Source organism: Microcystis sp. 49638_E5, assembly GCF_021300285.1.
In the GTDB taxonomy this organism is placed as follows: Bacteria; Cyanobacteriota; Cyanobacteriia; order Cyanobacteriales; family Microcystaceae; genus Microcystis; species Microcystis aeruginosa_C.
This window is the reverse complement of the sequence record NZ_JAJTDH010000020.1, coordinates 1-26,669: the sequence shown is the minus strand read 5'-3', so window position 1 is coordinate 26,669 and position 26,669 is coordinate 1. Positions and strand designations below refer to the sequence as shown.

The 26,669-nt window shown below is 43.7% G+C and carries 22 protein-coding genes; 16 read left to right on the top strand and 6 right to left on the bottom strand.

The genetic code is table 11. The features are described 5' to 3' along the window. The first annotated feature begins 31 nt into the window (after positions 1-31). From LW728_RS08235 to LW728_RS08190, 10 genes are all read left to right on the top strand, one after another. Complete coding sequence (locus LW728_RS08235) at positions 32-793, top strand: SDR family NAD(P)-dependent oxidoreductase (protein WP_016517237.1); 762 nt, start codon at positions 32-34, stop codon at positions 791-793. A gap of 84 nt (positions 794-877) precedes the next feature. After that, on the top strand, positions 878-2,242 hold the full coding sequence (locus LW728_RS08230; protein WP_287694440.1) for a flavin-containing monooxygenase: 1,365 nt from the start codon (positions 878-880) through the stop codon (positions 2,240-2,242). Between the two features lie 47 nt (positions 2,243-2,289). Beyond that, positions 2,290-4,053, top strand: coding sequence for an NAD(P)/FAD-dependent oxidoreductase (locus LW728_RS08225; protein ID WP_080694103.1), 1,764 nt, complete (start codon positions 2,290-2,292; stop codon positions 4,051-4,053). A 128-nt stretch (positions 4,054-4,181) separates the two neighbouring features. Next, on the top strand, positions 4,182-4,553 hold the full coding sequence (locus LW728_RS08220) for a hypothetical protein (RefSeq protein WP_002753524.1): 372 nt from the start codon (positions 4,182-4,184) through the stop codon (positions 4,551-4,553). A gap of 73 nt (positions 4,554-4,626) precedes the next feature. Next, a complete protein-coding gene (locus LW728_RS08215) occupies positions 4,627-5,652 on the top strand; it encodes an SGNH/GDSL hydrolase family protein (RefSeq protein ID WP_272105020.1) in 1,026 nt (341 codons plus the stop codon). 78 nt (positions 5,653-5,730) lie between these two features. Continuing rightward, positions 5,731-7,053 (top strand): ABC exporter membrane fusion protein, encoded by a 1,323-nt coding sequence (locus LW728_RS08210; RefSeq protein ID WP_287694433.1) that lies wholly within the window; start codon positions 5,731-5,733, stop codon positions 7,051-7,053. Next, positions 7,050-8,246, top strand: a complete 1,197-nt coding sequence (devC, locus tag LW728_RS08205; RefSeq protein ID WP_287694431.1) for an ABC transporter permease DevC — start codon at positions 7,050-7,052, stop codon at positions 8,244-8,246. The genes LW728_RS08210 and devC overlap by 4 nt, the downstream gene beginning before the upstream one ends. 48 nt (positions 8,247-8,294) lie before the next feature. Then, positions 8,295-8,969 carry a DevA family ABC transporter ATP-binding protein gene (locus LW728_RS08200; RefSeq protein WP_287766169.1) on the top strand — a complete coding sequence of 225 codons (675 nt, stop codon included), beginning with the start codon at positions 8,295-8,297 and terminating at the stop codon, positions 8,967-8,969. 409 nt (positions 8,970-9,378) lie between these two features. Beyond that, the gene (locus LW728_RS08195; RefSeq protein WP_287766167.1) at positions 9,379-11,109 is read left to right on the top strand and encodes an Rqc2 family fibronectin-binding protein; all 1,731 of its coding nucleotides are present in this window, start codon (positions 9,379-9,381) and stop codon (positions 11,107-11,109) included. A 407-nt stretch (positions 11,110-11,516) separates the two neighbouring features. Further along, on the top strand, positions 11,517-13,001 hold the full coding sequence (locus tag LW728_RS08190; RefSeq protein WP_287766165.1) for a TIGR04222 domain-containing membrane protein: 1,485 nt from the start codon (positions 11,517-11,519) through the stop codon (positions 12,999-13,001). Between the two features lie 371 nt (positions 13,002-13,372). Here LW728_RS08190 and dusB read toward each other — a convergent pair whose 3' ends face one another. Next, a complete protein-coding gene (dusB, locus tag LW728_RS08185) occupies positions 13,373-14,374 on the bottom strand; it encodes a tRNA dihydrouridine synthase DusB (protein WP_043997859.1) in 1,002 nt (333 codons plus the stop codon). 199 nt (positions 14,375-14,573) lie between these two features. Between dusB and LW728_RS08180 the strand changes: the two genes are divergently transcribed. Beyond that, the gene (locus LW728_RS08180; protein WP_002802157.1) at positions 14,574-16,148 is read left to right on the top strand and encodes a glucose-6-phosphate isomerase; all 1,575 of its coding nucleotides are present in this window, start codon (positions 14,574-14,576) and stop codon (positions 16,146-16,148) included. A gap of 201 nt (positions 16,149-16,349) precedes the next feature. Further along, a complete protein-coding gene (locus LW728_RS08175) occupies positions 16,350-17,564 on the top strand; it encodes an ABC transporter permease (RefSeq protein WP_002802158.1) in 1,215 nt (404 codons plus the stop codon). A 5-nt stretch (positions 17,565-17,569) separates the two neighbouring features. Here the strand turns inward: LW728_RS08175 and hisD are convergent, their stop codons facing one another. Next, a complete protein-coding gene (gene hisD, locus LW728_RS08170; protein WP_002802159.1) occupies positions 17,570-18,826 on the bottom strand; it encodes a histidinol dehydrogenase in 1,257 nt (418 codons plus the stop codon). A 302-nt stretch (positions 18,827-19,128) separates the two neighbouring features. Between hisD and accC the strand changes: the two genes are divergently transcribed. From accC to LW728_RS08155, 3 genes are read left to right on the top strand one after another with little or no spacing between them, the layout of a single operon-like run. Next, complete coding sequence (accC, locus tag LW728_RS08165) at positions 19,129-20,475, top strand: acetyl-CoA carboxylase biotin carboxylase subunit (protein ID WP_002802160.1); 1,347 nt, start codon at positions 19,129-19,131, stop codon at positions 20,473-20,475. 43 nt (positions 20,476-20,518) lie between these two features. Further along, positions 20,519-21,088, top strand: a complete 570-nt coding sequence (locus LW728_RS08160; RefSeq protein ID WP_287766164.1) for a Uma2 family endonuclease — start codon at positions 20,519-20,521, stop codon at positions 21,086-21,088. 30 nt (positions 21,089-21,118) lie between these two features. After that, on the top strand, positions 21,119-21,694 hold the full coding sequence (locus LW728_RS08155) for a Uma2 family endonuclease (RefSeq protein WP_287766162.1): 576 nt from the start codon (positions 21,119-21,121) through the stop codon (positions 21,692-21,694). A 77-nt stretch (positions 21,695-21,771) separates the two neighbouring features. On the opposite strand, the gene LW728_RS08150 is transcribed toward LW728_RS08155, so the two are convergent. Both LW728_RS08150 and LW728_RS08145 read right to left on the bottom strand, forming a co-directional pair. After that, positions 21,772-22,239, bottom strand: a complete 468-nt coding sequence (locus LW728_RS08150; protein ID WP_287669366.1) for a DUF29 domain-containing protein — start codon at positions 22,237-22,239, stop codon at positions 21,772-21,774. Between the two features lie 99 nt (positions 22,240-22,338). Next, entirely contained in the window at positions 22,339-22,938 is a 600-nt protein-coding gene (locus LW728_RS08145) for a Uma2 family endonuclease (RefSeq protein ID WP_002802165.1), read from the bottom strand. Between the two features lie 191 nt (positions 22,939-23,129). Between LW728_RS08145 and LW728_RS08140 the strand changes: the two genes are divergently transcribed. Beyond that, positions 23,130-24,725 (top strand): Hsp70 family protein, encoded by a 1,596-nt coding sequence (locus tag LW728_RS08140; protein WP_002802166.1) that lies wholly within the window; start codon positions 23,130-23,132, stop codon positions 24,723-24,725. Between the two features lie 83 nt (positions 24,726-24,808). Here the strand turns inward: LW728_RS08140 and LW728_RS08135 are convergent, their stop codons facing one another. After that, positions 24,809-24,940 (bottom strand): hypothetical protein, encoded by a 132-nt coding sequence (locus LW728_RS08135; RefSeq protein ID WP_002757361.1) that lies wholly within the window; start codon positions 24,938-24,940, stop codon positions 24,809-24,811. A gap of 196 nt (positions 24,941-25,136) precedes the next feature. Beyond that, entirely contained in the window at positions 25,137-26,390 is a 1,254-nt protein-coding gene (locus LW728_RS08130) for a competence/damage-inducible protein A (RefSeq protein WP_287669363.1), read from the bottom strand. Positions 26,391-26,669: the final 279 nt, after the last annotated feature.

Here is a 26,669-nt window from a genome sequence, read left to right as displayed (position 1 = left end):
CTTGTTCAATTATCCAATCTTAGGAGGAATTATGCGACGTATTTTCATCACTGGTGCTTCTAGTGGCATTGGCCAAGCTTTAGCGATTAAATTAGCGCAAGAGGGTCATATTTTAGGATTAGCAGCCCGTCGTCAAGATAAGCTAGAACAGGTTGCCCAACAAGTACAGGCAGCGGGGGGTAAGGCCTACCTTTATCCTCTCGATGTGCGCGACCGTCGCCAACAATTCGAGGCGATCAATCATTTCGCTGGGTTAGGGGGTTTAGATGCCGCCGTAGCCAACGCCGGATTCGGCATTACAAAGCCGATTTTGGCAACCAGCGAGGAGGAAGCCCGAGAATTATTCGATGTGAATCTCTTCGGCTTACTCTACACCTTACAAGCTAGCGCTCCCCATCTTCACGAAGGTGTTTTTGTCGGTGTTTCTTCTGTCGTTGCCTATGCTTTGCCCACGGGTTACGGGGTTTATAGTGCCTCGAAAAGCGCGGTTTCATCCCTACTCACCGTTGCTCGCCGCGAGATGGGCCATCAATTTAAAGTCGTTTTGGTGAGTCCTGGGGAAACTCAGACAGAATTTTGGCAAGTTGCCCAAAAGCGTTCCGGGCATTTAATTGATGGTCGTTCTCCAGTGCCGATGGCTTCAGCCGATACGGTGGCGGCAGTAATTGCCCGAGCGATCGAGCGTCCCCAACCGAATGTTTTTATGAATTGGACAGAGCGTTTATTGCCCATCCTACGGGGTGCTTTTCCGGCGGTTCTGGAACATCATTATCGAGTAGTTGAACAGCATTAAATTTCCTCTGGAAATCAGGGGTACCCCTGATTTCCTCCCTGACTTTTTCGAGTGAAATTTTGAAACTCTGGAGAACATAGAACGATGAATCCCCTGCTCGATCGAGTATGTATTATCGGTGCTGGTGCTTCAGGCATCGCAGCTTGTAAGGTCTTAAAAGAGCGAAGAATTGCCTTTGATTGTTATGAAATGAGTAACCGTGTGGGCGGTCTTTGGGTCTATAACAATGCCAATGGTTTATCCAGTGCCTATCGCTCCCTGCATATTAACACATCCAAACAACTGATGCAATACTCCGATTATCCTTTATCGGAGGAGTATCCTAATTTCCCGCATCACAGTCAAATCGCTCAATACTTTGATGATTATGCCGAGCATTTTGGCCTTAAGCCCCATATTCATTTTCAAACAAAAGTCGTTCAAGCTGAACCCCTAGAATTGGGTGGTTGGCAAATTACTCTCGACGATCAATCTTGCCATAATTATCGGGCCCTAATTGTTGCCAATGGACACCACTGGAATCCTCGTTGGCCTAACCCGTCTTTTCCTGGAGAATTTGAGGGCAAACAAACCCATAGTCATTACTATAAGAGTGGGGAAATTTATCAGGATAAAAATATTGTTGTAGTCGGTTTTGGCAATTCTGCGATGGATATTGCCGTTGAAGTATCTCGGATTGCTCGAAATACTTACTTATCCGTAAGACGCGGCTTTCATATTATTCCTAAACACGTTTTAGGAACCCCGCTTGATCTAGCGCCAATTCCTCGTTTTTTACCGTTCTCCTGGAAATTAAAAATTCAAGCTTTTGCGGTGAAATTGCAGGTGGGAAAATTAAGCCAGTATGGTCTCCCCGATCCCGATCATCCTTATATGCACGCTCATCCTACCATCAGTTCCGATATTTTTTCCGCCCTATCTCACGGACGAGTTAAACCGAAACCCAACATTCAAAAGTTAGATGGAGATGGAGTGATCTTTGTGGACGGAAGCCGAGAAAAAGTGGATGAAATTATCTATTGCACTGGCTATAACGTGAGCTTTCCTTTTTTCCGTTCAGAAGTGATCGAGGTTAAAAATAATGAGGTACAACTATTCCATCATGTTTTTCACCCTGACTATCGCGATTTATTTTTTATTGGCCTATTACAACCGATCGGTCCGGTTATGCCGATCGCTGAATTACAAAGTCAGTGGATTAGTCAATACTTATTAGGAGAGTACAAGTTGCCCGATTCTAGGACAATGAAACGGGAAATCTTCCAAGAAAAAGAACAAGTTTGTCAACGTTACGGTTATTCAGCCCGTCACACAATGCAAGTGGATTATGAGCCTTATATTGCTCGTGTGAAAAAGGAGATGAAAAAGGGTTCCAGGGGAGCGGTACCTCTGCTCCAATCTGAAGCCAATTCTTTGTTACCAGCCCACATTGTTAGCACGATCAGCTAAATTTTCTGTTCCACTGTCTCTATTTACTCCTGTTCTCGGTAATTGTCATGATGAAAACCACTAATTCTGTTCGGCAATTCGTCTATGATGTTGTGATTATGGGTGCTGGTTTTGCGGGCGTTTGCCAAGCCCGTCACCTGATGCTTAAGGTTCCCAATATCAAGATCGCTTTAATCGATCCTCGTCCAGAAAATCGTAGCGATAAGGATCTAAAAATTGGCGAGTCAACGGTAGAAATTGCTAATTTATTTATTTGTAAAGAGTTGGGTCTTTACGAATACATGATTGAAAATCATCCTCCCAAATTTGGCTTAAATTTTCACTGGCCAAAAGATTCTCACAAAACCGATACCATCGAGGATTACTACCATATTTGGACGAATCGACAGCCCCCCCTTGCCTCTAGCCAAATGAATCGAGCTAAATTTGAGCGGGATCTGTTACGAATGAATAAGGAAATGGGAGTTGATTTTTATAATGGTCGTGTCGTTGATGTTACTATTCATCCCGGAAATGATCCCCATCAAGTCAAGGTGAAATTGCACGATGAAGTGATTGAATTAACTGCTAAACATTTAGTAGATGCCGCTGGTCGTCAATTTATTATCGGCAAAAAAACGGATAATGTTATTTTCGATCCGGAGCATCTTTGTGGTGTAAATACGGGTTCGGCATGGGTACGGGTTAAAAATATTGATCGAACTCTTTTTCACTCTGGCTATGATCCAGAAGCCACATCCTGTAGTCACTACTATGCCACCAATCACTGGTTCGGGCAAGGTCATTGGCTATGGATGATTCCCACGGACACAGACACTCAAGAAATTTCGATCGGAGTTATCCATCATCATGAAATTATTCCCGCCGATTATCTAAATCAAGAACAGAAGTTTTACGCATTTCTCAAAGCTAATCACAAACTTCTTTATGATTTATTGAGCAGTGGAGAGAAGATCGATTTTCACTACTGGCCGAGAATCGCTCACACCAGTAAGGAAGTTCTTTCGGCAGATAATTGGTATGTGATTGGGGATGCGGCTTATATTTTCGATGCTTTTTATTCTATGGGTACATCCCTGACCACTTTTGCCATCGAAAGTGTTACTGAAGTCATTCGATCGAAGTTAGCAGGAGAAGCAGATGCCGAGGTTAAACGCGTAGCTTACAACCAATTTAATCTCGCACAAGCGGAAGGAGTGAATCAACTTATGCGCGATCACAAAACTCAACTCGGTCATGCCAGTATCATGAGTTGGCGAATCTATTTCGAGTACATCTGGTGGTTCGGAATTTTGGTACCCCTGTATGTGGGAAAATGGCATCTCAATGTTTCCTTTATTGAGGGATTTGTCAAGATTCATCGTCAGACAGTCAATTCACTTTTTGTCGAGATTTACGAACAATTAAATCAATTAGTTGAACGAAAAGCTAACCTAGGCTTACTGGATTGTTATCGAGGGGATCAGCTACTAGGTGACTATCAACCGCCAGTCCATTTTGATAGCTTCCTAGAAAATGCTCAATATGAGCCTTTTCGTAGTAACATCTTTACGAGCATCAAATACACTCATTTCTATGGAGCGATTTGGTATCTCGTTTTTCAGTGGAAGGGGTTTGGTTTGGGGGGAGTAATAGCTCCTAAACATCTCTATCACTTCCTGCGACTCTTGCTTTTGTCAGGGGTCGCCTCGTTCGGAGAATTTTATCATCGATTAAAGATGAAAAAAATTCCTCATAATCATCAAATTGCTTGCACAACTGAGGAATTTAAACATTATCAATATCAATCTTCTTTAAACCCTTGGATTTAGCCGTGTTTATCAAGGGTGTTTTCTAGGAATAGGTGCGGCTAGGATGATCAAGTAATATGATTAATAGCCACCTATTTCTTTCCTGACAACTCTCCATTCTTGCTCTTAAGAATTACTCGGAAAAAGTCATGTTTACCTATGAAGAAATTCATCAAGGTGTCAAATCGTTAGGGCTAAATCTGACCGAAAAAGAATTAGCATCTCTACAGTCTGGCAATCTAGTTTCGTTAGAGCAAAGACGCTTAAGTGAAATTGGCTCTATTTTTATCCTCGCTGCTGCTCTTTGTCCTCTCAATTCAGACCAAAAAAGAAAAACTCCCCTATTTCTCGATATTTACGCTTCAGAGCAACCCGCATCTAATCAACAAGGTATCCCGGTTTATTGCTGGTCAAAAAAACCATCCGAACGAGCTTGTCTTTATCTATTTTTAGCCAATGGAATTCCTTCTTGTCAGATCGTGGTAACTTTTTGTCAATTGCCAGAGGAAATAACTTCTTAGGGAATTGTTTTGCTCAATTTTAATAGCATTTCTCAGAAAATGTGTTTTTATTTATTTCCGAAAACCTCAAGATATGTCCACAAGTAAAAGGTTATCTGTCTCGCTTATTTTTCCTGAATATTGGTTGAGGACACATCCTCTCCGAACAATAACCTTTCAAGCTTTTGGGATTGGTTCTCTTTCCTTACTCTGTGCAGGAGTAATACAATCTTCGGTTCAAGCGAGTAGCTTTAACATTGATGAAATCTATGTTTTTGGTGACAGCAACGTAGATATAGGTCGAGTGTATCAGGCTACTGGTGGAGCATTTCCACCGGTTCCCCTGTATGCCGAGGGACGTTTTACCAATGGCCCGGTTTGGGTGGAATATCTAGCCCAATCTCTGGGATTAACGGTTAATGCCGCCACCAATTTTGCTTTTGGCGGAGCGAATACGGGGACGCTGAACACGATTAATCCAAGTTGGCCAGGAGTCCTCACGCAAGTCAATCAATATCTTAATAGCGTAACGGTCGCCGATCCTCGGGGATTATATATCATCGCTGCCGGAGCTAATGACTATGTGTTTGGCGGCATCACTGAGCCAGTAGAGGCGGTGAACAATCTAGAAATTTCTATTCGCGCTCTTGTTGGCATGGGGGCCAGCCAAATCATGGTCAGTAATCTTTTCGATTTAGGAAAAGTGCCTCTTGTGCAAGGGACCGGACGAGAAGCGGCTCTCAATCACTTCACCACAGAGCATCGAGAGCTGCTATTTACTCGAATCAACCATTTGCAAACAACCTTTGGATCCCAGGTAAAAATTATGACTCTAGATTTCTGGGATAGTTTCAACCAATTACAAGCCAATCCCGCTCGTTTTGGGTTTAGTAACGTAACAGAACCCTGTCTAGTCACTAATCCGGTTGTGAGTGTTTGTAGTGATCCCGATAGTTACTTTTTTTGGGATCAACTCCATCCCTCGACCGCCGGACAAAGAGCAATCGCCGCCGTTGCTCAATCGAGCTTACAGTCCACCCCCGAACCAGCTACCGGTGGGGCTATATTCTTCGTTTCTGCCCTTGCTTTCATCGGTCGAATGATCCGAAAAAATCCCTAACTCCTTCCCCGTCGGCCTTTGTACAGTCTCGGTAGTTTCCTGTTTTGCCCTTATTTTTTGGTTAGAATCAACTAAACAATGGTTAAATCTGCATTTTTTGTGAAACCTAGAGGCTGGATAACAAGTGTTACTGTCATTACAGTTGCTATATTAACTGGTTCAAGTGCTACCTATTTTCTCTTACGTTTTCGAGGGAATAGCCCCGCTCCGGCGGCGATTTATTCCCCATCGAAGATTAGTCCCACTGCTATCTCCGCCAGAGGCTATCTCGAACCCAAGGGAGAAGTGATTAAAATCTCGGCCCCTGCTTTCATGGAGGGAACGAGGGTAGCCCAACTCCTAGTAAAACAAGGAGATCATCTGAAAAATGGTCAAATTATCGCAATTTTAGACAACCATGAGCGCCTTCAAGCCGCTTTAACCCAAGCCGAAGCCCAGAGGAAAATATCCGAGGCCCGTTTAGCGCAAGTTAAAGCGGGGGCAAAACAGGGAGATGTGGCCGCACAAGATGCTCGTTTCCAAAAAACACGAGCGGAATTAAGGGGACAGATTGCTACCCAACAGGCGACCATTGCCAGTTTAGAAGCGGAGTTACAAGGGGAAACCTCGGCCCGAAAGGCAACTATCGAACGAATTCGGGCCGAATTAATCAACGCACAAACGGATTGCCGCCGTTATCAAACCCTGTACCTAGATGGGGCTGTACCGGAGCAAGAACGGGACCGCTTTTGTCTACAAGCCGAAACCATAGCTAAAAGTTTACAAGAAGCGGAAGCGAATCTGAATCGAATTGAGCGCACCATGAAGCAACGTATTCAGGAGGCCAAAGCCAATCTTGATCGCACCCGAACCACCCTTGCTCAAGAGATCAAAGCCAATCAAGCGGCTTTAGAAGCGGTCGCCGAAGTTCGTCCTGTCGATGTCCAAGTTGCCGAAGCCCAATTAATATCTGATCAAGCCTTGGTAAAACGGGCCCGAGCCGAATTAAACCTAGCCTATGTAAAAGCACCAAAAAGCGGTCAAATTCTGAAAATTCGTACCTGGCCCGGAGAAGTTGTCGGCAATGAGGGGATTGTTGATTTAGGTGAAACTGGGGAAATGTATGTTCGCGCAGAAGTTTACGAAACAGACATTCAACGGGTGCGCGTCGGACAAACCGCTACGATTCGGAGTGATGGTTTAGCCGGAGAATTAACGGGAGTTGTTAGCGAAATTGGTTTACAAGTGGGCCGGCAAAATGTTCTTGGTACTGATCCGGTAGCCGATGCCGATGCCAGGGTAGTGGAAGTGAAAATTCGCCTTACCCCCGAATCGAGCGCCCAAGTATCTGGCTTAAGCAATTTGGAAGTGACGGTGGTAATTGAGGATAGCAATGCCCAAAATCAAGGAGAAACCAAGTGAATAAGCGAAAATTATTCCAGAAACGAGGCACTAAGTTAGCCACGGCTTGGCTACAGCTAAAGCATCAAAAAGTTCGTCTACTGGTGGCTCTTTCAGGCGTAATTTTTTCCGTGGTGATTATTTTTATGCAGTTGGGGATTCGCGATGCTCTCTTCGATAGTGCCGTTCGTTTCCATCAAAGTTTACAAGGAGATATTTTTTTAATCAGTCCTCGCTCGACTGCCTTAATTGCGATGAAAAGTTTCCCAGAACGACGACTTTTACAATCACTTGCTTTTGATGAAGTCGATTACGTTAGCCCGATTTATCTCGATTTTGCTCAATGGAAAAATCCTAATACTCGTAATTATTGGCGTAATATTTTTGTCCTTGGTATTAATCTGAGACACCCCGTACTCAATTTGCCTGGAATTACCGAAAATATCGAGAAATTAAAAATGCCTAATACGGTATTATTTGATCAGGGTTCTCGTAGTGAATTCGGGACAATTGCCCAAGATTTTCGCAGGGATGGAAGCGTAAGCACAGAGTTGGGAAATCCCAACGGAAATCGCAAGGTTAATGTGGTGGGTTTATTTCAGTTTGGGACTTCCTTTGGCTCCGATGGAAATTTAGTGACTAGCCATATAAATTTTTTACGAATTTTTGATAATCGCAAAAAAGGCTTTATTGATGTGGGTTTGATTAAACTAAAACCAGATCAAGATATTCAAAAAACCCTAGAAAAACTCAGAAAATACTTGCCAAAAGATGTTCGAGTTTTGTCGAAAAGCGAATTTGTTAACTTTGAAAAAAAATATTGGCAAACTAGCACGGCGATCGGGTTTATTTTTAACCTGGGAGTTGCTCTAGGAATTATTGTTGGTGTGGTGGTAGTTTATCAAATTCTCTATACAAATGTTTCGGAACATCTTTCAGAATACGCCACCCTAAAAGCGATGGGCTATCGTCATAGCTATCTCTTATCAATGGTTTTACAACAGGCTTTTTTAATTGCTGTTCTCGGATATATTCCAGGTTTTTTGATCGCTAATATTCAATATGAGTTTACTAAAAATGCCACCTTATTACCTGTCAATATGTCGCTTGATCGAGCGGTTTTTGTCTTTATCTTAACCTTAGTCATGGCCTTCGTTTCAGGAGCCACTGCTGTTAAAAAATTGCAAGATGCCGATCCAGCCGATATTTTTTAGAAGAAAGAAACAGATATCCACACCTCATCTCAAGGAAAGAGGCTGTCTATGGACATTATTGATATTCAAAACCTCAATCACTATTTCGGTCAAGGAACGCTGAAAAAACAAGTTCTGTTTCAGATCAACTTAAAAATCAAAGAGGGAGAGATCGTTATTTTAACTGGCCCCTCTGGTTCCGGAAAAACAACCTTACTATCCTTAATCGGTGGCCTACGCTCTGTTCAAGAAGGAAGCTTACAGCATTTTGAAAAAGAATTACGGGGGGCTAGTGAAGAACAATTAGTCCAAACCCGCCGTCAAATTGGTTATATTTTTCAAGCCCATAATTTGTTACCCTTTCTAACCGCAAGACAGAATGTACAAATGTCGATCGAGCTTCAGGAAAATCTCGGCGGGCGGGAAACGGAAGAACGCGCCGCTTTGATATTAGAAGAAGTCGGCTTAGGACATCGGATCGACTATTATCCAGATAGCTTATCTGGGGGACAAAAACAAAGGGTAGCGATCGCGCGAGCTTTGGCCGGTAATCCCCCATTAGTTTTAGCCGATGAACCAACGGCCGCCCTCGATAGTAAAACGGGACGAGACGTGGTGAATTTGATGCAACGTTTAGCCAAAGAACAGAGCCGTACTATTGTACTCGTCACCCACGATAATCGGATTTTAGATATTGCCGATCGCATTGTTCACATGGAAGATGGACGCTTGTGCGGTTGCTAATGATCAACAAGCAATTTAAATGCGCGGGCAGCTGACCAAATCCGTTTTTAATTGAGGAAACAATTTTTTTGTTTTAGCCTTAAGTACCTAAGCAAAATTAATTACACATCTAAGACGTCAGACTTCGGCGTGAGATCAGTAGTTCGACAAGCTCACTAACACGAACGCTTTTTGCTGTGATTAGTAAACAGTAATCATTAATCAGTGAAAAGACAGTAGGAAACTTCTATTCAATGCTGCTCACTTAAAACTCAAATCTGATAACTGATAGCTGTCTCCTGTCTCCTGTCTCCTGTCTCCTATCTCGACTAGGAAATTAATTTTGCACGACTACTTAGTGGGAAGCTATGATATTTTCATGCTTGGCGGTGCCAACTTTGGCATCGAGAATATCTCCTGAATCCTGAAAATGCAATCCGTAGACTTTACCACCCTCAGCGCCACTTGTGCCGAAATTGCCGCCACTTGGCTGCCGGCGAGACTAGAACAAGTGTATCAAATTGATCGCCAAACGATCGCCCTCTATTTACGAACCTTCGATCGCAAGGGATGGTTAATTATTTCTTGGCATCCCCAAGGAGCGCGGCTGCATATTGGTGATCCACCGCCGAAAGTCCCTGATACCTTCACTTTCAGCGATCAATTGCGTCATCAACTCAATGGTTTGGCGCTGACAAAATTAGCATTTGTTGCCCCGTGGGAAAGAGTGATCGATCTGCAATTTGCCCAACGTCCCGATGATCCGGCCCTGGGGCATTTGTATATAGAAATTATGGGCAAATATAGCAATGTTATTTTAACTGCGGCTGACAATCAAATTGTCACCGTTGCCCATCAAGTCAATGCCACCCAGTCCAGTGTTCGCACCGTACAAACGGGACAAATCTATCAACTACCCCCCGTTTTATTGGCAACAAATCCCAGTTTAGAAGAATCCTTGAGCAGTTGGCAAGCCAGAGTTAGTTTAATCCCTAAAACTATCGAAAAACAGTTAGTTAGTACCTATCGTGGTGTTAGTCCGGTCATCGCTCGATCGCTGTTGCAAAAAGCCAATATTAACCCGAAATTAAACACGGATCAGTTAGATAATACTGATTGGGAAAAGCTCTTTTCAGTTTGGCAAGAATGGTTAAAAATCTTGGAAAATAACACCTTTCAACCCGGATGGACAAGAGAAGGTTATACGGTGATCGGTGGGGAGATACTGGCAGCGGCTAAAAATGTTCAAGAATTATTAAACCGTTATTATAGCGACCAAATTAATCAAGAAAGCTTTCGACAACTACAGCAAAAATTAAATCAAAAAGTCATCTCTTTACTGACTAAACTGCAAACTAAAGCGGCGGGATTTCAAACAAGACTAGCAGAATCTGCTCATGCTGATCGCTATAAAGAGCAAGGGGATTTATTAATGGCAAATCTGCAGCAAATACAGCAGGGAATGACTAGCATTAGTTTGGCGGATTTCCAGACAGGAAACCCTGTCATTATTCCTCTCGATCCCGAAAGAAATCCCGTGCAGAATGCCCAATATTTTTATAAACAACATCAGAAATTAAAAAGGGCGCGGTTAGCGGTGGAACCTTTATTAGAGGAAGTGGTCAGTGAAATTAATTATCTCGAACAAGTGCGATCGAGTTTAAGTCAACTAGAAAATTATAGCAGCAGCGAAGATTTACAGGCCCTAGACGAGATACAAGAAGAATTAATTCAACAGAAGTATCTAGAAAGCAATTACCAGCGTAATCGGACGAATAACAAAGAATCCGAACCCATGCGCTTTACTACTCCTTCTGGAGTAGAATTATGGATTGGCAGAAATAACCGTCAAAATGATCGGCTAACTTTTCGTAGCGCCAGCGATTACGATATCTGGTTTCATAGTCAAGAAATCGCTGGTAGTCACGTTTTACTCCGTTTAACCCCCGGTACAGTTCCAGAAGCCGCCGATCTGCAATTTGCCGCCGATTACGCCGCTTATTATAGCCGCGCTCGCCATAGTGAACAGGTTCCCGTCGTCTATACCCGTCCCAAATACGTCTATAAACCCAAGGGCGCCAAGCCAGGTATGGTGGTTTACAAACAGGAAACGGTAATCTGGGGCTGTCCTCAGAGGGTTGAAGATTACCGCAAAAAATAATTTTTTACCAAATTGTTTACTTTTTTTTACACAAAATGGGTATTGTCTGTTACAATTGTTACTAGAGAGACAAATGCAGTTCAGGCGCTTGGGAACGCAAGAACTATATTTCCTCAGATTACAACAACAAACAACAGCAAACCAGTGGTAGCAGCCGATAGTCTCGGGAAAGACACAAAAAACCGACTATTCAGGTGATATTAAAGCGACCACTGGTATTTTATCCTCACCTAACCGGTTCTGTCAGTTTCCTCAACTTTCTTTTCGGTTTCCGAGACTTATTGCCCAGTTGAAAGAGGGATAGTTAGCATCCAGCTTTTTGTAAAGAAATTTAAACTTCACCCATAGTTAAGCCTCTTCGGCCTAAATAAACGACTAGAAACAGTTTTTTTCGGGAGGCCGGGTTTATGGATAGCCCATTAGGGACGATGAACTTTCAACAGACAGAGCTATACAAAAGAATTCAGGCATTTGCCTTGGATCGGCCAGATAGTCAATTATCTTTCAGCCAACGATTAGCAAAAGATAACGGCTGGTCCTTAGGCTATACTCAGAGAGCGATCGAGGAATACAAAAAGTTTATATTTCTAGCCGTTGCAGCAGGACATCCGGTCACGCCATCCGACCAAATCGATCAAGTTTGGCATTTACATCTGACCTATACGCGATTGTACTGGCAAGAGTTCTGTCCCAAAATTTTGCAAACCACATTACATCACGAGCCGACTCGTGGGGGTTCATCCGAGCAATTAAAATTTGGCAGTTGGTATAGCAAGACGCTAGAAAGTTACGAACAGTTTTTTGGACATATTCCCCCAATAGATATTTGGCCTAAACCCAAAGACCGATTCGGGCGAGATTTGCATTTTATCCGGATCAATACTCAACAAAGCTGGGTTTTGTCAAAACCTAATTTCACAGTCTCCGTCAAACCACAACTGCGAAAAATAGGCATCTTTACCTTTTTAGCCTTCCTTTCACTGATGATAACTGGCTGTCAGATAATCTCCCAAATTCCTAACCCAATGAATTTTACAGGTCCGGAATTTTTAACCTTCTATATTTCCCTAGTAGTGATGGGAATCGCTTTGGCAGCCTGGCTACGTTTTTCCCTGTGCCTAGTTAGCACTAATACAAAGCAGCAACCTGATTTAAATACTTACGAGATAGCTTTCTTGGCGGGTGGCAATCATCGCCTGATTATGGCCGCAATCACCAGTTTGGTAAAACAAGGCTATGTGGAGGTATTAAAAGAAAAATCACCATTTGGAAGAACACAAAGCAAACTGGTGGTGACAGGAAAGATCGATGCTATTGCCGATCCTGTAGAAAAGGCGGTCGCCCAAGATATTTTGGCCACTGATGGGGCAATTGAACAGGTTTTCCAGAATTCTACAGGAATGAAAGATAGCATTCGTTCCCGCCTAGAACAGCTTGGTTTGTTTCCGAGCGATGCCCAAGCATTGAAAGCGCAAATTTATCCATCATTGATTGTGGTTATTCTTCTAGGAATAGGCTTGTGCAAAATGGCGGTGGGAATTTCTCGCGATAAGCCCGTTGGTTTACTTCTCATCTGTATATTTGGGCTTCTAGTTTTGGGAGCAAGGTTTTTTGTCAAACCACAGCGCAGCCGTTATGGAGAGATCATTTTTAAGGATTTAAGAAATCGCTTACAACATTTAAAAACAGCCAATAGCAGCGATTCTGAACTTGTACTTGCGGTGGCGTTTTTTGGAGCAACAGTTCTGATGGCGGATATGGCTTTAGCAGACCTGTATCAAATGCTGACTCCCACAGCCGTTGCTAGTAGCGGCGGTGATGGCGGCAGTGGCGGCAGTGATGGCGACAGTGATGGCGGTTGTGGTGGTTGTGCTGGTTGTGGTTGTATGTGATTGAGTTCAAGGCCATTAACAGCCGCTCGATCGTTCTGTTGAACATTCCCGCCACCGTAGCCCTGTTAATTTTTGCCTTAATCTCCTCTCTGGTTTGATTGCTTAAGTAGGGTTGGCTTAATATTACTGGAAGCTTTGCTAGAAAAGGGTTTTGGCACTTTTTGGGCTAAAAAAGTGCCAGAAACAAACGTTGAGAAATTAGGGACTCAAAACCCTGGCACTTTCCGGAGGCGAACCCAAAGCGCTCGCTACGCGAGAACACAAAGGTTTCCGCTTCCAGGCGCGCGAGGTCATTCTGTTTTTCTGACTTCCCCGACCGATTCGGAGACGACCGACTCCTAACCCCACCAACAAACTTTTTGCCGCAGCCCCTAAATATTCTCGTTTTCAAGGTTTAATTGGGCAATAGCTCTATCAATTAAATCACAGCCCTCCCCCAGGGATTCGATCCGCGAAAACCGATCACGCCAAACCGCCGCACCGGTAAAATCCTGACAATACCAAGCCAGATGTTTCCTGGCTTGCCAGATGCCGCGTTGTCCCTTGTATAGCCATAGCCCCTGTAAATGCTCTTTAGCTAGGCTTAACAGGTCAATAGAGGTGGGTTTCGGCAACTTTTTGCCTGTTTTGAGGTAATAATCGATTTCCCCCACCAAACAGGGATAACCGAGGGTTCCCCGTGAACACATCACCCCATCGGCCCGGGTAAATTCCAAACAATTAATCGCCGCTTCCACAGAAACAATATCACCATTAGCGATGACAGGAATCGATAAAACCTCCTTCACCCGTTTAATCCATTGCCAATCGGCCGGCCCGTGATAACCCTGTTCCCTAGTGCGTGCGTGCAGGGTCAACATTTGCGCTCCCGCATCTTCCAAACGACGGGCAAAATCGATAATATTAATCTCTTGGGCGTTCCATCCCAAGCGAGTTTTCACCGTTACCGGCACCGATACCGCTCCCACCACTTCCCTAACAATTTGCTCGGCAATTTCTGGCTGTCGTAAAAGCGAAGAACCGCCGCCTTTTTTAGTAATTTTATTAACAGGACAACCCATATTAATATCGATGGTCATCGCTCCTTCTTTAACCGCTTTTTCCGCCGCTACAGCCATAAAATCGGGACGGCAATCAAATAACTGCATACTAATTGGTTGTTCTTTGTCCCCGATAACCATCAATTGCGGTAACTCTTGCAGCTGGGAGATTTCTGTCGCATTGACCATCTCGGTATAGAGCATGGAATCGGGAGCAAAGCGTCTCACCAAGCGCCGAAAAACTAAATCGGTGACACCGGATAAAGGTGATTGCAAGACGCGGCTATGCACTTCTAAGTTACCGATTTTGAGAGGGGATGAGTAGATAGCCATAGGACCGGTTAAAAAATCAACAGCCAACACCAGCAAACCGAACAATTAGGGGACAGTTCAGTCACTGTTAGTATTTTGCCAACCCCTAATATATGCTTAACCGTCAACTTCTAGCCTAAAACTACCTGTATGATGATTGGAGAGGATAGAATCCTATCTCCCCTAAACGAGTAATTAAACAAAAATTTCGCTTTTTTTTATGGATAATCTGCAACTCTGGCAACGTTACCAAGATTGGTTATACTATCACCCTAACCTAGAACTTTATCTCGATGTCAGTCGGATTCCCTTCGATGAGGCTTTTCTCAAAGGTCTAGAAGCAAAATTTGAGCGTGCTTTCCAAGATATGACAGCTTTAGAACAGGGTGCGATCGCCAATCCCGACGAACAGCGTATGGTCGGCCACTACTGGCTGCGCGCTCCTGAACTCGCTCCTAACCAGGAATTGCGGGACGAAATCACCGAACCCCTAGCACAGATCAAAGAATTTGTCAAGAAAATTCACTCCGGAGCGATTAAGCCGCCCAATCGGGGAAAATTTAGCCATATTCTCTGTGTAGGCATCGGGGGGTCTGCTTTGGGTCCCCAATTCGTTGCCGAGGCTCTATCCCCCCTTAATCCCCCCTTAGAGATTGCTTTTATTGATAATACCGACCCTAAAGGCATCGATCGCACCCTAGCCCATTTACCCCTAGCTACCACCCTGGTTATCGTCACCAGTAAATCCGGCGGCACTCCCGAAGCGAGAAACGGAATGTTAGAAGTCCGCAACGCTTACGAAAAACAAGATTTAGACTTTCCCCAACACGCGGTCGCCGTCACTATGCCTGGTAGCCAACTGGACAAATACGCCCAAGATTGGCTAACTCGTTTCCCCATGCAGGATTGGGTCGGTGGTCGTACATCCGAACTATCCGCCGTCGGTCTTCTCCCGGCCGCTTTGCAGGGTATCGACATCGATGAAATGTTAGCCGGGGCCAAAGAAATGGACATCGCCACCCGCGTCCATAACCTGAAAAAAAACCCTAGCGCCCTACTGGCTCTAGCTTGGTATCATGAGGGCAACGGCAAGGGAGAGAAAGATATGGTGATTCTGCCCTACAAAGACAGTCTCTATCTCTTTAGCCGCTATCTGCAACAATTGGTCATGGAGTCCCTCGGTAAAGAAAAAGACCTCGATGGCAATAAGGTGTACCAAGGCATCGCCGTCTATGGTAACAAAGGTTCTACGGACCAACACGCCTACGTCCAACAATTACGCGAAGGGATTCCCAATTTCTTCGCCACTTTTATTGAAGTGTTAAAAGACCGACAAGGAGACTCCATGGAAGTGGAAACCGGCTCCACTGCTGGCGATTTCCTCTCAGGATTACTGCAAGGTACTCGACAAGCTTTATACGAAAATAGTCGTCACTCTATCACTATCACTATCCCAGAGGTTACTCCCCGTCAGGTAGGAGCTTTAATTGCCCTCTACGAACGGGCCGTTAGTTTCTATGCTAGTTTAGTTAACATTAACGCCTACCATCAACCCGGGGTAGAAGCAGGGAAAAAAGCTGCCGCTTCTATTCTGGATTTACAAAGAAAAATCGTGCAAGTTGTTCGGGAAACGGGGACTGCTCTCGACCTAACCACTCTAGCGGCCAAAATCGGCGCTAGTGACCAAGTTGAAGCTATCTATAAAATTGTCCGTCATCTCAACGCTAATCGGCGCAGTTTAACTATTACTGGCGATTTAAGCAAACCGGAAACTCTCCAAATCTCTACCCGCTAATCAGTTATCAGTTATCAGTTATCAGTTATCAGATGTAAGTTATCAGTTATCAGTTATCAGTTATCAGTCGTCAGGAGATTATTTTTATTTATTCTCCCCACCTCATAATTCATAATTCATAATTCATAATTCATAATTCATAATTCATAATTCATAATTCATAATTCATAATTCCCCACTGATTACTGAATGTAACTAACCATGGAAATGCTCGAAAACCTGAAAATGGCTTTTTCCGCTTTGATGGGCAATAAACTGCGTAGTGGTCTGACTATGCTGGGAATTGCTATCGGTAACGCCTCCGTCATTGCCCTAGTGGGAGTGGGTGAAGGAGCGCAAAAAGTCGCCCTCGAGCAGTTTGAAGCTCTCGGACCGAATGTTTTATTTGTTTCTACTTCCTCGCGCAATGTCCGCCGGACAATTCCTAATCCCCGGCCTCTCACCTACGAAGATGCCCAAGCGATCGCATCTCAAGTTCCCGCCATTACCGCCATTTCTCCCGAATTGAGCGGTAAAAAAATCTTATCCTTCGGTAATAGAACCAGTAATAGTCCCCTGATTGGGGTGGGATCCCAGTACCTAAATGTGCGTAACCGTCAACTATCTAAGGGTAGATTTATTATGGAATCTGACCTGAAACGGGATAATCGGGTGATTGTCTTGGGATCGGAATTAGCCAAAAATCTCTTTGGTAATCGCAATCCCGTCGGCGAAAATCTTCGCATGGGCAATCTTAGTTTTCAAGTCATTGGAGTTTTACAGACGAAAGGCTCCTTATTTGAGACTAATCAGGACGATCGAGCTTTAATTCCCCTAACTACTATGTCTAATCAGGTTTTAGGGCGCAATTCTATCTATGGCATTCCCCTAACTCATATTTCTGTCTTGGCTAAAAACTCCGCCCAAATTAAAGCCGCTCAGTTTCAGATTAGCAACCTGCTGCAAATGCGTCATCAGGTCAGTGACGAGAATTATGTGCAGATTTTCCCCCAAACCACAGTCCTAGAAATGGCCAAAGAGACTAACGATAGTTTAACTAGAATGTTAGCCTCGATCGCCAGTATTTCCCTTTTTGTTGGCGGAATCGGCATAATGAATATTATGCTCGTGTCAGTCACGGAAAGAACCCAAGAAATCGGGTTAAGAAAGGCTTTAGGAGCGAAAGAAGGGGACATAAAAGGTCAATTTCTCATTGAATCGGTGATTTTAGCCACCACTGGCGGAATTATCGGGATTTTTGTCGGCATTCAAGGAATGTATCTAGCGGGAATTTTTGCCGCTTTAACCACCAGTATCTCAATCCCTGCCATAATTCTCGCTTTAGGAGTTTCTAGTGCCATCGGTCTAATTTTCGGTGTTGTTCCCGCTCATCATGCCGCTAAATTAGACCCAATAGTTGCTTTGAGAAGATTATAGTTTCTCTAGTTCTTGTCCTCACCTCGGGATTCTATACCCGCATCCGTTGCCGTAAATCCCTCCGCTTGCGCTAATATTTGCAGATTATGGGCTATGGAGGCGAAGGAATCGGCAGGATATTCGATTAAAGTGGCGGAATTGAGAAAAGTTTCCACTCCCACGGGACAACCCAAATAATCAGCCACCGCTTTTGGAGTAGTAGAACCAAGGAGAATAGTTCCCGATTGTCTCACAGAAGATATCTTTTCCCAAGGCTCATCGATCATTAAGGATAAATGGGTGGGAGCAAAAAGATTCGATAATTCGATCGCTTTCTCCAATGACTCCACCACCACGATTAAACCATAATGAGCGATCGCTTTTTCCGTCAACAATCTCTGGGGATGTATCTGTAACTGTTTTTGTACTTCTTCCTGTACTATTGGGGCCAAAGCCTTATCCGTCGTCAATAAAATCGCTGCCGCTAGGGAATACTGTTCCGCTTGCGCTAATAGATCTAGGGCCAACTGCCTGGGATTGGCTTGACTATCGGCAATAATAACTAGATCAGAAGTAATAGAGAGATAATCGATTTTTACATGGTCAGAAACCAGTTTTTTAGCCAAATTAGTATAAAAATCACCTATTCCAGCAATCATCTCCACGGGGGCGATCGTTTTTGTGCCGTAGGCTAAAGCGGCGATCGCCTGTGGTCCAGCCACCCGATAAATCTCACTAATACCCACCGATTGGGCTGCCACTAAAATCGCCGGATGGATGCGTAAATCCTCATCGGCGGGAGATACCATCACAATCCGTTTAACCCCCGCTATTTTGGCAGGAATCGCCTGTTGTAACAATAAACTGAGATAGGCCCGTTTCCCATCGGGAACGACAATTCCCACACTGTTAACCGGTTGATAACGTTTCCCTCGAACCGTACCATCCTCAGGAAACTGGACCCAGGCTTTGGGAAGACGCTGACGATGAAAAGCTTCCATTTTTGCACAGGCAACAGCGATCGCATTTAATAAATCCTGCGACACCTGTTGATAAGCGGCATCCAGTTCCGAGCCACTCACCTTAAGTTGTTGTAGATTAAGGGACTGTTGGTAGAATTTTTCCGTGTAATCCACCAACGATTGATCGCCAGCAAGTCGCACCTGATCGACAATCTCTCGGACAAGCGATTCTTTTTCCCGAATTTCCGGATCGTCGAACCGTTCCCGAATTCGTCTCAGTTCCGTTCTGGCTGACCATGGCTCTGTGATAATTCGCAACATCGAGCTATTATCCTCTAGGGGCGAAACGAGATTAAAAAGTTTTCACTCCTCACACTCTAGCTTATCGCTTTCAATCTTGACTGGGGAGGGCGACCGAGTCAGTTATTTTAGCCGTCGGTAGGTACGAGTCAGGAGATAGGAGTCAGGAGATAGCAGTCAGGAGATAGGAGATTATTTTATTTATTCTCCCCACACCCCACACCCCACACCCCACTTCCCCAACCCGATTTCCCCAAGGTAACAAAACCAGATATTCTACTAAATAGTCGCCTATCACACCAGCCTGATCTCGTGGTCGTCCAATGCAGTTTGCCAAGATATTAATCGCCAATCGCGGGGAAATCGCCTTAAGAATCCTTCATAGTTGCGAAGAATTGGGCATTAGAACCGTTGCCGTCCACTCTACCATCGATCGCCACGCCCTTCACGTTCAACTGGCCGATGAGAGTGTTTGTATTGGTCCGCCCCCAAGCAGCAAAAGTTACCTAAATATCCCTAATATCATCTCGGCTGCCCTAACACGCAACGCCACGGCCATCCATCCCGGTTACGGTTTTTTGGCAGAAAACGCTCGCTTTGCCGAAATTTGTGCCGATCATCAGTTAACTTTTATCGGTCCGTCTCCCAGTGCTATTCTGGCTATGGGTGATAAATCCACCGCTAAAAAAACCATGCAAAAAGCGGGAGTTCCCACTATCCCCGGCAGTGGTGGTTTAATTACCTCAGAAGCGGAAGCAAAACGTATCGCTGATGACATCGGTTATCCTGTCCTGATTAAAGCCACCGCTGGCGGTGGAGGGCGTGGGATGCGTCTTGTCAAGAGTGCAGATGAACTAGGTAATATGTTAAAAGCCGCCCAAGGGGAAGCAGAGGCGGCTTTTGGCAATTCGGGAGTATATCTAGAAAAATTTATCGAATGTCCCCGACATATCGAGTTTCAGATTTTGGCCGATAGTCACGGTAACGTGATCCATTTAGGAGAAAGAGACTGTTCGATTCAGCGACGACACCAAAAACTGCTAGAAGAGGCACCCAGCCCCTTCTTAACGCCCCATTTACGCTCAAAAATGGGTAATGCCGCCGTTAAAGCCGCTAAATCGATTAATTACGTCGGGGTGGGAACCGTGGAATTTTTAGTCGATAAACACGGTAATTTTTACTTCATGGAAATGAACACCCGTATTCAGGTGGAACACCCCGTCACGGAGATGATCACGGGGATAGACCTGATCCGAGAACAAATTCTGGTGGCACAGGGCGAAAAACTGCAAATTAAGCAAGATCAGGTGATATTTAGAGGACATTCGATCGAGTGTCGCATTAATGCCGAGGATCCCGATCGCAATTTTCGCCCCCACCCCGGCAAAATTAGCGGTTATCTGCCCCCCGGCGGTCCCGGTGTCCGCATGGATTCCCACGTTTACACCGATTACGAAATCCCCCCCTATTACGATTCCCTAATCGGTAAATTAATTGTCTGGGGAGAAAATCGCGAAACTGCGATTAAACGCATGAAACGCGCCCTGCGGGAATGTGCGATCACGGGAGTACCGACGACTATTGATTTCCATCGTAAAATATTGGAAACTCCCGCCTTTTTAGCTGGAGATGTTTACACTAATTTCATCCAGGAACATCTCTTGCCCTAGGGTGTTACCATGAATTTTAGACGAGAGTAGGTTGGGGATAATAATGACAGTAGAAGTTAAATTTGAATCTTGGCAACTCAGCGATGAACAGTTCTTTCAACTTTGTCAGGATAACCGAGATTTACGCTTGGAACGCAACCCAAAAGGAGATTTAATTATTATGCCACCAACGGGGGGAAAAACCAGCAATTCTAACGCTGGAATCACTGCCCAATTATGGTTATGGAATAACCTACATAAATTAGGTGTAGTTTTTGATTCTTCTGGAGGATTTAAACTACCAAATGGGGCCGATCGCTCTCCCGATGCTGCTTGGATACCTTTAGAAAAATGGCAAGCTTTAACCCCGCAACAAAAGGAAAGATTTTTACCTCTATCTCCCGATTTTGTCATTGAATTAATGTCTCCTAGTGACAACTTAGAAACTGCTAGGAAAAAAATGCAGGAATATTTAGATAATGGGACTCGTTTAGGTTGGTTAATCAATAGAAAAACTAGACAAGTAGAAATTTATCGTCAAGGACAGGCAGTAGAAATTTTAACTAATCCAGAGAGTTTATCGGGGGAAAATATTTTATCTCAATTTGTCTTAGAACTTGATAGTATTTGGTAATTATATAATCCTATAAAAGAGAATCTAAACATGATGACAGTAGTAGAAGTTAAATTTGAATCTTGGCAACTCAGCGATGAACAGTTTTTTCAACTTTGTCAGGATAACCGAGATTTGCGCTTGGAACGCAACCCAAAAGGAGATTTAATTATTATGCCACCGACGGGAGGAAAAACGGGCAATAGTAACGGTAGAATCACCCAACAATTATTTAATTGGTCAGATAACAATGGTAAGGGTATCGCTTTTGATTCTTCCACAGGATTTAAACTACCGAATGGGGCCGATCGCTCTCCCGATGCTGCTTGGATACCTTTAGATAAATGGCAAGCTTTAACCCCGCAACAAAAGGAAAAATTTTTACCTCTATCTCCCGATTTTGTCATTGAATTAATGTCCGCTAGTGACAACTTAGAAACTGCTAGAAAAAAAATGCAGGAATATTTAGATAATGGGACTCGTTTAGGTTGGTTAATCAATAGAAAAACTAGAGAAGTGGAAATTTATCGTCAAGGACAGCCAGTAGAAATTTTAACTAATCCGGAGAGTTTATCGGGGGAAAATATTCTGCCAGAATTTAGTTTAAATCTTACTTTGATTTGGTAAATCAGAGGTAGTGATTGCCGTTTAAAGCTTGGCTTTGTTAGGCATTATATTCATCGATAAAATACGAAACTTTAGTTTTAAGGAAGATAGTCATAATCAAGGATTTCTGCAAGGGTAAAGGGTGATTCAATCGGGAATAAATCAGCAGCAAGTTGATACTTTCTGACAGTATCTTCTCTGGCTGCTTGGTAACAATCTATCCAGATTTCAGGAATCAATCTTCTCAGACTTGGACTCTCTTTTAATAAGCGTTGAACTTGTCGGCGTTGTTCAACAACTGTGCTGCGCCACCCTTGAGCATTTGTTTCCTTTTCAGTTAGCCAGTAAGTCAATTTAAGCAGATGTTCAGCAATGACGGTTAAGCGACTTTCTAGTTCTCGTTTTTCACTCCTTCCCATCGTTTCAATTTCTTCGATTAAATTTTCCAAGTCTAATTTTTCAAAACGATGTTCTTTGAGTAAATTAGCGGTTTCTTGTAACCATCGGTAGAAATCTTCTTGATAAAGACTTTTACCTGACGAGACTAACGACTTTTCGATGCTCATTTGATGATGACCTAGAAAAAAGAATTCTTAGATAATTTAAAAGCGACTCCCCGATCTCAAAAAGATTGGCAGAATATCGCAGGATTACTCCTGAAAACATCAGAACTTTAAATTTAAGCTAAAATTGGGTAAAACATCTTCACCCGATAAATCAGTGGGATTTTCTAAGATATCTACTTCCTTTCCTTGACGATAAATTTCAACTTGCCGATTCTGGGGATCGATTAACCAGCCTAACCTTGCGCCATTTTCCCTATATTCGAGCAGTTTTTTCTGTAATTTGTCAAGACTATCAGATTCAGACCGCAATTCCACCACAAAATCGGGACAGAGGGGAATAAATCCTTTTTTCTGCTTAGGGGTTAAAGATTCCCAGCGTTCTCGACTCACCCAAGATAGATCGGGAGAACGAATCGCCCCATTTGGTAGTATAAATCCAGTGGAAGAGTCAAACCCGACTCCTAAAGCTTCATTTTCTTCGCACCAGCGAAACAATTGTCCTGTTATACGAAAATTTCGCTGTCCTGATTCACCACCTGTCGGGGGATTCACGATTAATTCTCCTTGGGCTGTACGTTCTAATTTTAAGTCACGGTTGACCACCGCAAGGGCTTCAAACTGTTCAAGGGTGATAGAGAGAGCGATCGCCCTAGGAATTTCTAAGGAGAGGGTTTCGGGTGAGGTAGTAACTGCTAACATAATCCTTTGATCAGGTGCAACTCATATATACTATTAAAGATTATTTGTCAAGTTTTTGCTCAGACTTCTTGAGCTTACGCTGACCAAATTGCCTAGGTTTTTCGGAAACTTCCACCTCGATCGGGCGGGTTCAGTAAATAACAGGTTACAATGGCGGATAATTAACTAAATTTACCTAAAAACCATCGATCGTGTTCTACGCTATTGATTTCGGAACCAGTAATACCGTCATTACTCGTTGGAATGGGGCAACAAATAGGGCCGAAACCGTGAAATTATCGGAGTTATCCCAACAAATAGCCGACAATCCCCCCCTAATTCCCAGTTTACTCTATATTAAATCAGCCAATCCCCTGCAAGTAATTGCCGGTCAAGCAGTGCGCGATCGGGGTTTAGATATCGATCGAGATCCGCGTTTTTTTCGTCGCTTTAAACGAGGTATCGGCGCAAAAATTCAAGGATTTTTACCGGAATTAGAGGAAACTGTCCTCAGTTTCGAGGGGGTTGGCCAATGGTTTCTCGATAGCATCATCGACCACTTAAAAAACACCACCCCGGAAACCCCCCAATCGCTAGTTTTAACCGTTCCCGTCGATAGTTTTGAAAGTTACCGCAATTGGTTAAGCAATGTTTGTCAGGGTTGGGAAATCGAACAAATTAGACTAATTGATGAACCCACGGCCGCCGCTTTGGGCTATGGAACCACTGGGGATCAAGTGATTTTAGTGGTAGATTTTGGCGGTGGCACCCTCGATCTTTCTTTGGTACAATTAGATTTAGATAATCCTCAAAAAAATCAAGGTTTTATTCTCAAATGGGGAGAAAAACTTTTAGGCAATAATTCCGCCCAAAAAACTAAACTAGCGAGAGTTTTAGCCAAGGCGGGGACAAATTTAGGGGGGTCAGATATAGACGATTGGATTGTCGATTATTTTGCCCAAAAGCAATCTTTAGCGAAAACTTCCTTGACTACTCGTCTAGCAGAAAGATTAAAGATTAAACTTTCTTCCCAATTAACCGCCGAGGAAGTATATTTTGATGAGGAAAATTTCGAGAGTTACGAGTTAAGCTTAGATCGAGAACAATTGACCGATATTCTCCAACAACAAAACTTTTTTAATCAATTAGATGATTTAATGACGGGAGTTTTGCAACAGGGAAGACGCAATGGAATTGAAGTTAGCGATATCGATGCGGTGTTATTAGTCGGGGGAACCGTACAAATTCCGGCGGTAAAAGATTGGGTGCGACAGTATTTTGATAGTAGTAAAATTAAAGAGGATCGACCCTTTGAAGCGATCGCTTTGGGAGCGTTACAATTAGCCCAAGGTTATCAAGTCAAAGATTTTCTTTATCATAGCTACGGGATTCGTTACTGGAATCGTCGCAAAAATGCCCACGCTTGGCATCCGATTATTAACTCCGGACAACCCTATCCTATGGAAAAACCCGTGGAATTAGTCCTAGGTGCTTCCGTGGACAATCAACCCAGCATTGAGTTAATTATCGGCGAATTAGGCACAGAAAGGGGGGCAATGGAGGTCTATTTTGATGGTGATAAATTAATTACTCGTTCCCTCGGTAATGGAGAAACTAGCGTCCAACCCTTAAATGATCGCGAGGGGGCCCGATCAATCGCTAAACTCGATCCTTTAGGTTTTCGGGGTAAAGATCGCATTAAAGTGCAGTTCTGGATTGATGATCAGTGTTTTCTGCGGATTAATGTGGAAGATTTACTCAGTCAAGAATTGTTACTAAATAATCAAATCGTCACCAAATTAAGCTAGACTTGGCTTCAGTCAAAAATCAAGTGCAGACTCATAGTAAGTTTGCACTGATATTATCGCAGTATTCTGTTTTACCGGTGGCTTTATCGACTGTGATCGCGCACGGGGATCGGGATCAGTTCGGGTTCGGGTTCGGGTTCCGGACCAAAAACACTCTCAATCAGTTTGCGCGCCCATTCTCTCAACTTGTCTATCACTTCATCTAAATAGTCCATTGACCAAATGGCTCCTTTGAGATACTAGCTATGAGTTTTCGTCGATTGATCCCCGCAACAGCTTGATTCTAGAGAATTTTAACTAATTTTCATCGTTTGGCTGTTAAATCTGACGAGCGGGGGAATCTATATCTTGTATTTATATTAAGCTTAACATAGGTTTTTAGTCTGAGTATATATTCTTGGCAATTCTTTTTTAAGATATTGTTAATAAGTTCCGTCGTAGGCGATCGAGGGCGGTATAAGCACTAATCTGGCGAATTGTCAAGCGATCTCGATTTTCTCCGAAACGATGCTCTGATACGGTGACATTTCCCTGAGGATCGGCTAAACCGATATAAACTAGGCCCACGGGTTTTGTCTCGCTGCCTCCTCCCGGTCCAGCAATACCCGTGATACTGATCCCCCAATCCGTAGCGAGGCGTTTTCGCACCCCTAGGGCCATCTGTTGGGCAACAATGGCACTGACAGCCCCGACATTATTTAAATCCCGCTCATTTACGTCTAAGAGGGCAACTTTTACCCGATTATCGTAGGAAATAACCCCACCCCAAAAATAATCGGAACTGCCGGCGATTTGGGTGATAATTTCCCCTAATCCTCCTCCAGTACAGGATTCTGCCACACTCAAAGTTTGTTTTTGTCGCCGCAACAGTTCCCCCACTACCGAGGGTAAAGTATCATCATCGGCCCCAAAATAATCTAATCCGGCGATTTCCTTAATTTCCGTCGCTACCGGTTCAATTACCTGCAAAGCAGCCTCTAAAGAAGGGGCTTTCGTCGCAATTCGCAAACGCACTTCGCCTAAACCAGCATAGGGGGCAACGGTGGGGTTAGTCAGATCAAATAAATGGGCTACTTTTTCCGCTAAAGCTGACTCACCGATACCGCGAAATTTCAGAGAACGACTATAAATCCTCTCTTTGCCCCATCCTTGACTTTCTAGGTAAGGAATCGCCGTTTCTACCCACATTCTCTTCATTTCTGAGGGTACTCCGGGGAAAGTGAGAATAGTCAGGTTAGTCTGTGGTTGCCAGATCATGCCGGGGGCGGTTCCCGTCGGATTTGGCAAAAAATCGGCTCCCACGGGTATTAAAGCCTGTTTACTGTTACTAGGAGGCATTTCTCGCCCTAAAATCGTAAATTTAGCCTCGATTTCTGCTAAAATCTCTTTATCTTCTCTAAGGGGCGTTTGGAAAAAATCGGCGATTGTTTCTGTGGTTAAATCGTCAGGAGTAGGTCCCAGTCCCCCGGTAAAAATTAAAATTGAGGAACGTTCTCGGGCAATAGCGATCGCTTTTTTCAGTCTTTCTACATTATCCCCCACCACCGTTTGATAATAATGGGGAATGCCTAATTTTGCCAATTCTAGGGCTAAATATTGGGCGTTAGTATTAACTATATCCCCTAATAATAATTCCGTTCCTACACAAATAATTTCAGCGGCCATAATTTTTAGCAATTAGCTTAAGATTTTCAATTTTGATCATTAACTGATCTCCTGTCACCATCGTTCGATCGGGTTTAGGTAACGATGGTACTGGAAGTTAACCCTACCAGTGCGCTCCAGTATTATACCAGTAAGCTATCAACAATCAAAGTCTTGTATATTAAATGCAGCAATTCTCATTTTGAAAACAAAAGAAGATAAAGTTCTCTTGTTCACATAGAGAACTTCTGTCTAATTATCATTTTTTTTCAAGATAATCATCATAATTAGCTTCAAGAG